Genomic DNA, 12,234 nt, shown 5'->3' on the forward strand with positions numbered 1-12,234 from the left:
GCTGATAACCCACTCCCTGAAAATCACCTGCTGTCGTATGCTCATGCCCCGTTTATCGCGCCGAGCGGCTGACGTGCCGCTGACCCTCTGATTGCGTATAAACACGTACTTTAGACCACCGTTTTCTCCAGCTAAAACCGATGCGAATACTCCTTGTCGAAGACGACGCCGTACTGCGCGAAGTGATGCTGCGCAGCCTCGCGGATGCGGGGCATCGCGTCGATGTCGCATCGAATGTCGATGACGCCGATCACCTGTGGCGGGTGCAGCCGTTCGATGCGGTGCTGCTCGATCTCAACTTGCCGGTGACCGGTGCGATGGGCAGTGCGACTGGCAGCGGCCTCACCGCGTTGCGCCATGCGCGGGCTCGTGGTGACCGCACGCCGGTGCTGGTACTCACCGCACGCGACCGCACCGAAGAGCGCATCGCCGGTCTCGATGCAGGCGCCGACGACTACCTCGGCAAGCCCTTCGATCTGGCCGAAGTCGAAGCGCGCTTGCGGGCCTTGGTGCGACGCGCCAAGGGTACCGAAGACATGGTCACGCTCGGCCAGCTCAAGCTCGATCGCAAGGCACGGCGCTTTGCGATGGGCAGCACGCCGCTCGACTTGCCGGCGCGCGAGTTCGAGGTGCTGTGGGAACTCATGAGCCCGCCGGGTCATGCGGTAAGCAAGCGCTCCTTGTCGGACAAGCTCTCGACCTTCGATGAGGCGCTCGGCGACAACGCGCTCGAAGCCTTCATCTCGCGCCTGCGCAAGAAGCTGCTGGGCAGCGGTGCGAGCATCCGTACGTTGCGAGGCATCGGTTACCTGCTGGAAGCCGAGCAGTGAACGCGCCCTCGCTGACGCAGCGTGTGCTGCGCAGCGTGCTGCTGCCCTTGGGCCTGACATGGCTCATCGGCACGGCGGTGGCGATCTTCATCGCCAACGTATTGACCGAGCAGGCCTTCGATCACGCGATGCTCGACGATGCGTATTCGGTGTCGACCAACGTGCAGGTGAGCGATGGCGGCATCGAGCTTTTGCTGTCGCCGCGCGAAGTGACCACGGTGCTTTTCGATCAGGTCGAAACCGTGTACTTCGCGGTGCTGCGGCCCGATGGTTCGCTGCTGGCAGGCAACGCCGGGCTGGAAGCGCCGGCGCCTGGCGAAAACGCGCAGCTGCGCTTTTCGGACATCGTTTTTCAGGGCAATGCGTTGCGTGCCGTGGTGCTCAGGCATGACTCGCCCAATGCCTATCAAGTGATCATCGCGCAGACCACGCGCGCCCGTGCCACGCTGGTTGCGCGCCTGCTCAGCTATGCGCTCACACCGCAACTCATCCTGCTCGCGTTGTTGGCGCTGTGGATCTGGCGGCGTATCCGAAACGACCTGCGGCCGTTGGGCGAGCTGCAACGCGCACTCGACCGCCGCGATGCGCGCGACCTCGCGCCGGTGCCGGTGGCGCAGACGTCGCGCGAGTTGCAAAGGCTCGGCAATACCGTCAACTCGCTGTTCGAACGGCTCGGTTCAAGCGTCCGCGCGCAGCGGGAATTTGCCGGCAACGTGGCGCACGAGTTGCGTACGCCGCTGGCCGGCATTCGTGCGCTGGCCGAGTACGGACTCGCTCAGCCAAACCCCGTGGTGTGGCGTGAGCAACTGGAACGCATTGCGGCGAGCCAGGCACGCGCGAGCCGCCTCGTCGATCAGCTGCTCGGCCTCGCATTGGCCGATGAGGCGCACGCCGGATTGCAACGAGAGCCGGTTCGGCTCGATCGCCTCGCTGAAGAAGCCGTCATGCGGCACCTGACGCGCGCCGATGCGAGGGGCGTCGATCTCGGTGCGATCGGGCTTGAGAAGCCTGTCACGGTGGATGCCAATGCCGCATTGATCGAAGGCATCCTGGACAACCTCATCGACAACGCGATGCGCTATGGCGGGCGCACGATCACGATCGAACTCTCAGGCAGCACGCTCAGTGTGGTGGACGATGGCGCCGGAATCCCGGCTGATGCGCAACGTGAACTGGTGCAGCGCGGGTCGCAAGGTGCGGCGGGGCAGAAGCTGGGCCAGGGTGCCGGACTCGGACTGTCGATCGTGGCGCGCTACGCCAAGCTGCTCGGCGCCGAGCTCACGCTGGAAAACGACGCGGCCACCGGTGGCTTGCGCGTCAACGTCGCGTTCGCTGGCGCCTGAGACGCGCCCACTTTCAAGGCGCGAGTTCGGCTTCGCCCAGGCTGCCGGGCGTTATGCGAGCGCCGGATAGTCGGTGTAGCCCTTGGTGCCGCCGCCGTACAACGTGGCCTTGTCGAGCTCGTTCCATGGCGCGCTTTCGCGGATGCGGCGTACCAGGTCGGGGTTGGCGATGAAGGGTCTTCCGAAGGCCACGAGATCGTCGCCTTCCTTGACCGCGATCTCGGCCATCGGCTTGTCGTAGCCGTTGTTCACCATCCAAGCACCCTTGCCGCCGGCCTGGCGGTAAGCGGCCTTGAGCGCTTCGTAGTCGAACGGCCTGTCGTCCAGTTCACGCGGGCCACCGGTGGCGCCTTCGATGATGTGGATGTAGGCCAGGCCGAGCGTCGCCAGGTGCTTCACGACGTAGGTGAAGAGCGGTTGTGGATCGGCGTCTTCGACGCCGTTGGCTGGCGTCACCGGCGAAAGGCGGATGCCGGTCTTGCCGCCGCCGACGGCATCGACTACGGCGCGCGTGACTTCGAGCGTGAAGCGGGCGCGGTTCTCGATGCTGCCGCCGTAGTCGTCGGTGCGCTGGTTGCTGTTGGTCTTCAGAAACTGGTCGAGCAGGTAGCCGTTGGCGCCGTGAATTTCGACACCGTCGAAGCCGGCCGTTTCAACTGCGTTGCGTGCTGCAGTGGCAAACGAGTGAACGATGCCGGGGATCTCTCCAGCGTCGAGCGCGCGGGGTTCCGAGGTGTCGACGAAGCCTGCGACGCCGTCCTTGATGAGCACGGTCTTGGTCTTGGCGGTGATGGCCGAAGGTGCGACGGGTTTGCCGCCTTCGGGTTGCAAGTCGATGTGCGACACGCGGCCCACGTGCCAGAGTTGCACTACGATCTTGCCGCCGTCGGCATGCACAGCGTCGGTCACCTTCTTCCATGCGTCGAGCTGCTCGGTGCCGTAGAGGCCCGGTACGTCGGAGTAGCCCTGGCCCTGCTGGCTGATCGCGGTTGCTTCGGTGATGAGCAGTCCGGCGCTGGCACGCTGCGCGTAATAGGTCGAGGCGATGTCGGGCGGAACGGCGTTGGGCGAGCGATTGCGCGTCAGCGGCGCCATCACGATGCGGTTGGCGAGGTGCAGGTCGCCGGCTTGTACGGGGTCGAAAAGTGTGTGCATCGGGATCAGGTCTAAGTTGGACAAAAGGGGAAGAGGGCAGCAAGGTTAGCGCCGCGCGCGCAAACGTGCTGTGACAGGGTTGTCGTGCGGTGTCGGTCGGGTGTCGCAAAATGATCCGCCGACCGCCACGAGCCCATGACTTTTTCGTCCAAGCCACCCGACACGCCAGCCCTGGCCGCGCTGTCATCGGCGGCGTCGCGCTCTGTTCGTAGCCCGCTTCGAATGGCCCTTGCGTTGTCGATGGGTGCAGCGGTGTCGCTCGGCATCACGCGCTTCGCATACGGCCTGCTGTTGCCACCGATGCGCGCCGATCTGGGTTGGAGCTATGCACTGGCCGGCGGCATGAACACCGCCAATGCCTTCGGCTACCTGATGGGCGCGCTGGTGATGCCGGCCTTGATGCGGCGCGTCGACCCCACGCGCTTGCTGGTGTGGGGCGCTGTGCTGGCGAGCATCTTCATGGCCGCGAGCGGCTTCGTCGAAGCGGCGCCTGCCCTGTTGTTGCAACGCTGGCTCGCCGGCGTGGCCAGCGCATGGGTCTTCGTGGCGGGTGGGCTGCTGGCTGCGCGGCTCGGTGCCGAGCACCCGACGCGCGCAGGTTTGTTGCTGGGCATCTATTACGGCGGGACTGGCTTCGGCATCTTGCTGTCGGCGTTGCTGGTGCCGCCGGTGCTGCATGCGGCGGCGGGCGTGCCGCACGGTTGGGCTTGGGCGTGGTGGATGCTGGCGGCGGTGAGTGCCGTGGCGACGATGGTGTTGGCTGTGACGGTGCGTGCGCTGGACCGCAATACAGCACGCCGAACGACCGTGCCCGCGAACACGGCGGATGTGCGAGCCGGTCCGCGGCCCGTGCCGGTGCGCCGCTTCGGCTGGGCACTCGGTGGCTACACCTTCTTCGGCGCAGGCTACATCGGCTACATGACCTTCGTCATCGCGCTGCTGCGCGAGCAGGGCGCCAATGCCGGCGGCGTCACGTTGTTTTATTCGTTGCTCGGCGTGGCCTGCGTCACGTCGTCGCGTCTCTGGGCTGGCCTGCTCGATCGCTATCGGGATGGTCGACCGCAGGCATTGCTGAACACCTTGCTGGGCATAGCGACCTTGCTGCCGGTGCTGAGCACGTCGTGGCCTGTGGCGTTGGCGTCCGGTGTGCTTTTCGGCGCGGTGTTTCTGTCTGTGGTGGCATCGACCACGGCATTGGTCCGGCACAACCTGCCGCAAGCGCAGTGGGCCACCGGCATCAGCGCATTCACGATCGCTTTCGCGCTGGGGCAGATCGTCGGACCGACGGTGGCCGGCTGGATTTCCGATGGTTCGGGTGGCCTGGCGCGCGGGCTCGTGGTGTCGGCGATCACCTTGTGGATCGGCGCTGCGTTGGCGTCGAGGCAGAAGCCTTTGGCAATGCCGACATGACCACGGTCAATGGCACGGCAGCGCGCAAGTTGCGATATCTCCTGCGTCTCGGCGAGCACCGTTTTACGTCGATCGCCGATGCATTCGACGATGCACTTGCGCCTGATGGCAGGCAGACAGTGCAGCGCATGCGAGACGCGCCGGACGCGCTCCAGTCATTGCGCTACTTCAGCGCGGCTTCAGCCTTCAAGGCTTCCTGAACAGCCGGCCGCGCACCGACGCGCGCATGCCAAGCCATGACCGTCGGGTACGGGGACAGGTCGATGCCCAGCGGCTTGGCCCAGTTGGTGATGGTGAACAGGTAGCCGTCGGCCACGTTGAAGTGCTCACCCATCAGGTACTCCTTGCCTGCGAGCTCGCTCTCCAGCCATGTGTAGCGCGACGCGAGCCGTGCCTTGACCACGGCTTTGTACTCGTCCGGCGTGGCCGGATTGAAGAGCGGGCTGAAGCCCTTGTGCATCTCCGTGCCGATGAAGTTCAACCACTCTTGCAGGCGGTAGCGCTGCATCGTGCCCGCAGCGGGCGCAAGGTTTTTCAGCGGCACCAAGTCGGCGATGTATTGCAGGATGGCCGGGCCCTCGCGCAGACGCGTGCCATCGTCGAGTTCGAGCATAGGCACGTAGCCGAGCGGATTGATGCCGTAGTAGTCGGTGCCGTCTTGCAGCTTGTGGCTTTTGGTGCTGGCGAGCACGGGCTCGAACGCGAGGCCGGCTTCATGCAGGGCGATGTGCGGCGACAGCGAGCAGGCGCCGGGAGAGAAATACAGCTTCATGGAAGGCTCCGTTGCTTTCATTTGTGTCGACAAGACGGCGGATGCTAGCGCGTCCTCGGACTTCCGGTGCGGGTGCGGAGGATCTAGTGGGTGCCCGCGTTTTTGTCCTACGGTCCCTCGCGTGCGCCGACTATTCGCTGCCGCTCGCGCCAACATTTAATCTTTGTTTCCCTGCGGGCGGTGGCCTGCTGCAAAGGAGTTTCCATGTTGAAGTACGCGATTGTTTTTGCCGTGATTTCGCTTATCGCGGGTGCTCTCGGCTTCGGTGGTGTAGCTGCTGGCGCGGCCGGCATTGCAAAGGTGCTGTTCGGCTTGTTCCTGATCCTCGCGGTTGTGTTCCTGGTGCTTGCCGCACTGGGTGTGGGCGCTGTCCGAAAAGCGCTCGACTAGTTTTCATTCGTGCACCCTCCCACCTGTTGCTGAACGGAGAGGCTGCGCGCCGGGGCACGCAGGCTGTCAGCGGCGAGCATCTGGTCATCGAGCCTCAGGCGCAGATGCAGCGTGCCGCAAAGAGGGGCGCCGCATCGTTTTATCCGTTCCGACGCTGGGCCCGGCCCGTTGAAGATCTGCTACGAGGAGACGGTGCAGCGGGCCCATGCCGCTGCGGTCGCAGACCGAGCTGCCCGTGCTACCAATAGGATAGCGTTAGATGCAGATGGCATCAGGCTTTTGCGATGCCTTGATTCGAGAGGCCTATAGGCAAAGGATGGTGCGAATGTCCGAGGCGGCGATTAAAATCGACGCCCCACTTTGCTGCAGCGCGTCAAAGTCGCGCCCCATTCATGCTGTACCCCGAAGAATTCGATGTGATCGTCGTCGGTGGCGGTCACGCCGGCACTGAAGCCGCGCTGGCGTCGGCGCGCATGGGCGCGCGCACGTTGCTCCTGTCGCACAACATCGAAACCTTGGGCCAGATGAGTTGCAACCCGTCGATCGGCGGGATTGGCAAGGGCCACCTGGTTAAAGAGGTCGATGCGCTGGGCGGTGCGATGGCGCTGGCGACCGACGAATCAGGCATTCAATTTCGTATTCTTAATTCCAGCAAGGGCCCCGCCGTGCGAGCTACGCGTGCGCAGGCCGATCGGGTTTTGTACAAAGCCGCGATTCGGCATCGGCTCGAAAACCAACCCAACCTCTGGCTTTTTCAACAGGCCGTCGAAGACCTGATCATCGAAGGTGACCGCGTGGTGGGCGCTGTCACGCAAGTGGGCATTGGCTTCCGCGCACGGGCGGTGGTGCTGACAGCCGGAACCTTTCTCGACGGGCGCATTCATGTCGGCCTCGACAACTACCAGGCTGGACGCGCCGGTGACCCGCCCGCGATCAGCCTGTCGGCGCGTCTGAAGGAGCTCAAGCTACCGCAGGGCCGCTTGAAGACCGGCACGCCGCCTCGACTCGACGGTCGAACGATTGATTTTTCGAAATGCACCGCGCAGCCCGGCGATGGCATGGAAGGCGGCACTGGTCCAATACCGGTGTTCAGTTTTATGGGGAGCGCCGAAATGCATCCGGCGCAAATGGCCTGCTGGATCACGCACACCAACGCGCGCACCCACGACATCATCCGATCCGGATTCGATCGCAGTCCAATGTTCACCGGCAAGATCGACGGCATAGGTCCGCGTTATTGCCCGAGCGTCGAAGACAAGATCAATCGCTTTGCAGACAAGGAAAGCCACCAGATCTTTCTGGAGCCCGAAGGTCTGACGACGAACGAGTACTACCCGAATGGAATCTCGACGAGCTTGCCTTTCGACATCCAGTATCAGCTGGTGCGCTCGATGGTCGGCTTGGAAAACGCGCACATTCTTCGACCTGGCTACGCCATCGAATATGACTACTTCGATCCACGTGAGCTCAAAAGCAATTTTGAGACACGGGCGGTGCGGGGGTTGTTCTTTGCGGGGCAAATTAACGGCACTACGGGGTACGAAGAGGCGGCCGCGCAGGGTCTTTTTGCGGGCGTGAATGCCGCGCTGCAATGCCGGGGCGACGACGCCTGGCTGCCGCGTCGTGACGAGGCCTACCTTGGCGTGCTTGTAGACGACTTGATCACAAAGGGCGTGACCGAGCCCTACCGTATGTTCACCAGCCGAGCGGAGTTCAGGCTCCAACTTCGCGAGGACAACGCCGACATGCGTCTGACGGAGGCTGGTCGCAAGCTCGGGTTGGTCGACGATGCGCGGTGGGATGCGTTCAGCCGAAAACGTGATGTTGTTTCACGTGAAACAGAACGGTTGAAATCGATCTGGATCAATCCGCGAAATCTTCCGTCGGCCGAGTCGCAGCGCGTCCTCGGCAAGGCAATCGATCATGAATACAACTTGGCTGATTTGCTTCGACGTCCGGATGTCAGCTATGCCTCATTGATGTCGCTCGATGGTGGCAAGTACATTGCGGATTTGCCTCTGGGTGAGACCGAAATAGAGCAGATTGAAATCTCCGCTAAATACTCGGGCTACATCGAACGTCAGCACGATGAGGTCGAGCGCGCGTCCCACTTCGAGAATCTGAAGTTGCCGGACGCGTTCGATTACACCCAAGTGCCGGCGCTGAGCTTTGAGGTTCGGCAGAAATTGACGAAGCATCGGCCGGAGACTCTGGGGCTGGCCTCGCGCATTTCAGGCGTGACCCCGGCAGCGATTTCGTTGCTGCTGGTGCATCTGCGTAAGGGCGGACATCGCGCCTTTGCAGCGGATGCGTCGGGGCTTGGGGTCAGGCTGCCAGAGCCGCACGCTGCCGAATGACCGCTGTGCTCTCGGAGTCTGCGCTGCGAAGCGGCGCGGAGGCATTGAATGTTGAACTGACGGACGCCCAATCGGCGCAGTTGGAAAACTACGGCGCGCTCCTGATGAAGTGGAGCAAGGTCTACAACCTGACGGCGGTGCGCGACCCGGGCGGCATTTTGACGCACCACTTGCTTGACAGCATGGCTGTCGTTCCCGCCCTTCGTCGCGAGTTGAGAAAAAGAGGGTGGGAGAAGGTCCGTCTTCTGGATGTGGGATCGGGCGCCGGCCTGCCAGGTGCGGTTATCGCGATCCTTTGTCCGAATGTCGATGTGACTTGTCTCGATGCCGTTGCCAAGAAGATCGCATTCGTTCAGCAAGTTGCGGCTGAACTCAAGTTGCCCAATCTCACAGGTCTGCATGCCCGCATCGAGGCCATGACAGATCCTTACGAAGTCGTCAGTTCACGCGCATTTGCCTCACTTGGAGACTTTGTCGGTGGCTCAGCAAACGCCCTGCGGCCCGATGGGATATGGCTTGCGATGAAGGGTCGAACGCCGGACGAAGAGATTAAAAATCTGCCTGTCGGGACGGAGGTGTTTCACGTGGAACAACTGGTTGTTCCCGGCCTGGACGCCGAGCGTTGCATCGTCTGGCTTCAGAAGGACTAGACAAATCTTGATCGCGGCGTTTACCGTGACGTCCAAGACAGAAGGGCGCGTCCGTGTCGATCACCTGCTTTTCCACCACATACCCGAGGCCCGGAAGCACACGCTGTAACTGGTCGGCGTCGCGTGCGATATGTCGGAAGCGGGCGAACGCGTCGTCAGCTGAGCGAAGTTTTGCGCCGGAGCGCTGGCGGCGGGCCGGCAGCCCGCCATTGGGGAATGCCGACGCCATGCGTACACTCGGGGTTTTCCTACAGCCCCCAATTCCATGTTCGGCATCGCTGACTACGGTGCGTTTGTCGCCGCCATCATTCTGTTTTTGCTGATCCCCGGCCCGGGCAATCTGGCATTGATCACGTCGACGGGCAAGGGCGGAATTCGAGGTGGCTTGGCTGCCACGCTGGGTGTGATCGCTGGCGACCAGGTATTGATGTGGGCCGCTGTCGCTGGTGTCGCCGCTTTGCTCTCCGCATATCCGATGGCCTTTCATGCAGTCCAATGGCTGGGCGCTGCTTATCTCGCGTGGCTCGGCTTAAGGATGTTGCTTGCCAAGCCCGGCGCCGCACCGATTCTCAACATCCGACCGCGGCACTTTTTTCGACAGGCGATGGCGATCACGCTGTTGAACCCCAAAGCCATCGTCTTCTACATGGCCTTCTTCCCGCTGTTTGTCGATCCGACGCAGCACCAGGGGCTCACGACCTTCGGCGTGATGGCTGCGACGATCGCCACGTTGACGCTCGCTTATGGACTCGCCGCCACCTTGTTGACTTACTTTCTTGCCGAAAGGCTCCGTGCCAATCCGCGCGTGTCGTCGACGCTTCAAAAAGTGGCGGGCGCTTTTCTGATCGGCTTCGGCGTCAAGCTGGCGCTGTCCCGCTAGCCGACCGAACAAGCACATGGCTAAAATTTTCTGCATTGCCAATCAAAAGGGCGGCGTCGGCAAGACGACCACCACCGTCAACTTGGCGGCAGGCCTGGCCAAAGTCGGTCAGCGCGTGCTCATGATCGACCTCGATCCCCAGGGCAACGCGACCATGGGGTCCGGCATCGACAAGCGGCAGCTCGAACTGTCGGTGTACGACGTACTGCTTGAGTCGGCGACTGTGGCCGAAGCTCGCGTCAAAGCCGAAAAGCTGGAGGCGGCGGGTTGCGGATATGACATCCTGGGCGCCAATCGCGAACTGGCCGGCGCAGAGGTGGAGATGGTCGCGCTCGACCGCAGGGAAAAGCGCCTGCGTACCGCGCTGGCTTCCGTCGGCGCCGAGTACGACTTCATCCTGATCGATTGCCCTCCCTCCCTCAGCCTGCTCACGCTCAACGGCCTGTGTGCGGCCCACGGCGTCATCGTGCCGATGCAATGTGAGTACTTCGCGCTCGAAGGTCTGACCGACTTGGTCAACACCATCAAGCAGGTACACGCCAACCTCAACAAGAACTTGCAGATCATCGGCTTGCTGCGAGTGATGTTCGATCCGCGCATCACGCTGCAGCAGCAGGTGAGTGATCAACTGAAGGCGCACTTCGGCGACAAGGTTTTCGACACGGTGATCCCGCGCAACGTGCGCCTCGCCGAGGCGCCGAGCTATGGGTTGCCTGGCGTGGTGTTCGACCCGTCAGCCAAGGGCAGCGTGGCCTTCGTCGCCTTCGCTAAAGAGCTGGTGGAAAAGATGCCGCCGGCCAGCGCACTGCAATCTCCGTCGGCACCCCCCGATGACGGGCCGGTCGTTGGCGTGAGTACAGCCAGCGCCGCAGGTGTGGCAGATAAGGCCTCCGGCGTGCAACCAGAAGTGCAGAACCACAATGGCGGCTAGTCCTGCGGACGGTACGGTCCTGCTGCTGCCGGGTTGGCAGAACAGCGACTCTGGTCATTGGCAAAGCCGCTGGGAAACGCTCTACGGCGATCGTCGGGTCGAGCAACACGAGTGGATGCATCCGCGCCGCGGCGACTGGTCCGCGCGCCTCGAAGAAGAAGTGCTGGCCGCGCCAAGCCGGGTGATCCTCGTTGCACACAGCCTCGGCTGCATCCTCGTCGCCGCCTGGGCAGCGCACTCACGCAACACACAGAAGGTGCGTGCGGCACTGCTCGTTGCGCCGGGCGACGTCGAGCGCGATGACCTGAGGCAAATGATCCCTGGCTGGGCGCCGATCGTTCGGCAGACCTTGCCTTTCAAGGCTCTGATGATCGCTGCCGACAACGATCCGTATTGCGCCATCGACCGCTCACGAGACATGGCCGCCGACTGGGGAGTCCGCTTTGTCGATTCAGTGGACGCTGGCATCGCCGGTAAAGGCGGACATCTCAACAGCGAATCTGGATTGGGTGATTGGACCCAAGGGCGCGCCCTGCTTAACGAAATTTCGAAAGAAGAATAGCGACCATGGTCACCAAAAAACTCAAAGGCCTTGGCCGCGGACTCGAAGCCTTGCTCGGTCCGACCGCATCTTCAGCCAGCGATAGCCTCGACGGAAACGGCATTGCGCACAACCCGACCGTGCTAAGGCTCGATCAAATGGTGCCCGGCGTCTACCAGCCACGCACGCGCATGGACAAGGGCGCGCTGTACGAATTGGCCGAGAGCATCAAGGTTCAAGGCATCATGCAGCCGATCCTCGTACGTCGGCTAGACGCCGAATCGGCAGACGCGAAGAACGCAGAATTCGAAATCATCGCGGGTGAACGTCGCTACCGCGCAGCCAAACTGGCTGGTCTCGACAGCGTGCCGGTGCTGGTGCGCGACGTGCCCAACGAAGCGGCGGCGGCGATGTCGCTCATCGAGAACATTCAGCGTGAAGACCTCAACCCGCTGGAAGAGGCTCAAGGCCTGCAAAGGCTGGTGGCTGAGTTTGGGCTCACTCACGAAGCTGCGGCGCAGGCTGTAGGCCGTTCAAGAAGTGCGGCGAGCAACTTGCTGCGCTTGCTCAATCTGGCCGAGCCGGCGCAGGCCATGCTGATGGCGGGCGACATCGACATGGGTCACGCGCGGGCTTTGCTGTCGCTCGATCGTGGCACGCAGATCACCGCTGCCAACCAGATCGCCGCAAAGAAGATGTCGGTTAGGGAAGCTGAAGCCCTGGTCAAAAAGCTGGCGGCCGAGTTCAGCCTGTCGCCTTCGCCGCGCCACGGCAGCGCAGCGGGCGAGAAGTCTCGCGACTTGCAGCGCGTCGAAGAAGAGCTGGCCGACCTGCTCACAGCCGAAGTCGAAGTCCGGCTCAAGAAGCGCACCAAGCGCGGCGGGCAAGTGGAGCAGAGCGGTGAGCTTGCGATCCATTTCGGCACGCTCGAGGCGCTGAATGGGTTGATCGATCGCCTACGTCGAATGGCATAGG

Annotated in this window: 13 protein-coding genes; 11 read left to right on the forward strand and 2 right to left on the reverse strand. The window is 62.9% G+C overall.

What is annotated here, in order from left to right:
• Positions 1–140: 140 nt before the first annotated feature.
• Both QN397_RS00255 and QN397_RS00260 read left to right on the forward strand, forming a co-directional pair.
• Positions 141–830: a response regulator transcription factor gene (locus QN397_RS00255; protein ID WP_323496804.1), complete on the forward strand. Its 690-nt coding sequence runs from the start codon at positions 141–143 to the stop codon at positions 828–830.
• Positions 827–2,173, forward strand: coding sequence for a sensor histidine kinase (locus QN397_RS00260; RefSeq protein ID WP_323499719.1), 1,347 nt, complete (start codon positions 827–829; stop codon positions 2,171–2,173). Before QN397_RS00255 ends, QN397_RS00260 begins: the two co-directional genes overlap by 4 nt.
• 51 nt (positions 2,174–2,224) lie before the next feature.
• On the opposite strand, the gene QN397_RS00265 is transcribed toward QN397_RS00260, so the two are convergent.
• Positions 2,225–3,328, reverse strand: a complete 1,104-nt coding sequence (locus QN397_RS00265) for an alkene reductase (protein WP_187053780.1) — start codon at positions 3,326–3,328, stop codon at positions 2,225–2,227.
• A gap of 135 nt (positions 3,329–3,463) precedes the next feature.
• Between QN397_RS00265 and QN397_RS00270 the strand changes: the two genes are divergently transcribed.
• Positions 3,464–4,738: a YbfB/YjiJ family MFS transporter gene (locus QN397_RS00270; RefSeq protein WP_416352293.1), complete on the forward strand. Its 1,275-nt coding sequence runs from the start codon at positions 3,464–3,466 to the stop codon at positions 4,736–4,738.
• Complete coding sequence (locus tag QN397_RS00275; RefSeq protein ID WP_323499720.1) at positions 4,735–4,938, forward strand: hypothetical protein; 204 nt, start codon at positions 4,735–4,737, stop codon at positions 4,936–4,938. Before QN397_RS00270 ends, QN397_RS00275 begins: the two co-directional genes overlap by 4 nt.
• Here the strand turns inward: QN397_RS00275 and gstA are convergent.
• The gene (gene gstA, locus QN397_RS00280; protein WP_323499721.1) at positions 4,902–5,510 is read right to left on the reverse strand and encodes a glutathione transferase GstA; all 609 of its coding nucleotides are present in this window, start codon (positions 5,508–5,510) and stop codon (positions 4,902–4,904) included. The two genes, QN397_RS00275 and gstA, sit on opposite strands and share 37 nt — an antisense overlap.
• 204 nt (positions 5,511–5,714) lie before the next feature.
• On the opposite strand from gstA, the gene QN397_RS00285 reads away from it, so the two are divergent.
• The 7 genes from QN397_RS00285 to QN397_RS00315 all read left to right on the forward strand — a co-directional run bounded on the left by QN397_RS00285 (position 5,715) and on the right by QN397_RS00315 (position 12,233).
• The gene (locus tag QN397_RS00285) at positions 5,715–5,900 is read left to right on the forward strand and encodes a DUF1328 family protein (RefSeq protein WP_187053783.1); all 186 of its coding nucleotides are present in this window, start codon (positions 5,715–5,717) and stop codon (positions 5,898–5,900) included.
• Positions 5,901–6,292: 392 nt separating this feature from the next.
• A complete protein-coding gene (mnmG, locus tag QN397_RS00290; protein ID WP_323499722.1) occupies positions 6,293–8,257 on the forward strand; it encodes a tRNA uridine-5-carboxymethylaminomethyl(34) synthesis enzyme MnmG in 1,965 nt (654 codons plus the stop codon).
• Positions 8,254–8,907 (forward strand): 16S rRNA (guanine(527)-N(7))-methyltransferase RsmG, encoded by a 654-nt coding sequence (gene rsmG, locus QN397_RS00295; RefSeq protein WP_323499723.1) that lies wholly within the window; start codon positions 8,254–8,256, stop codon positions 8,905–8,907. The genes mnmG and rsmG overlap by 4 nt, the downstream gene beginning before the upstream one ends.
• Positions 8,908–9,172: 265 nt before the next feature.
• On the forward strand, positions 9,173–9,787 hold the full coding sequence (locus tag QN397_RS00300; RefSeq protein WP_323499724.1) for a LysE family transporter: 615 nt from the start codon (positions 9,173–9,175) through the stop codon (positions 9,785–9,787).
• Positions 9,788–9,803: 16 nt separating this feature from the next.
• A complete protein-coding gene (locus QN397_RS00305) occupies positions 9,804–10,718 on the forward strand; it encodes a ParA family protein (RefSeq protein ID WP_323499725.1) in 915 nt (304 codons plus the stop codon).
• The gene (locus QN397_RS00310; protein WP_323499726.1) at positions 10,708–11,280 is read left to right on the forward strand and encodes an alpha/beta hydrolase; all 573 of its coding nucleotides are present in this window, start codon (positions 10,708–10,710) and stop codon (positions 11,278–11,280) included. The genes QN397_RS00305 and QN397_RS00310 overlap by 11 nt, the downstream gene beginning before the upstream one ends.
• Positions 11,281–11,285: 5 nt before the next feature.
• Positions 11,286–12,233 (forward strand): ParB/RepB/Spo0J family partition protein, encoded by a 948-nt coding sequence (locus QN397_RS00315; RefSeq protein WP_323499727.1) that lies wholly within the window; start codon positions 11,286–11,288, stop codon positions 12,231–12,233.
• Position 12,234 lies beyond the last annotated feature (1 nt).

This window comes from Variovorax sp. RTB1 (assembly GCF_035018765.1).
Taxonomy (GTDB): Bacteria; Pseudomonadota; Gammaproteobacteria; order Burkholderiales; family Burkholderiaceae_C; genus Variovorax.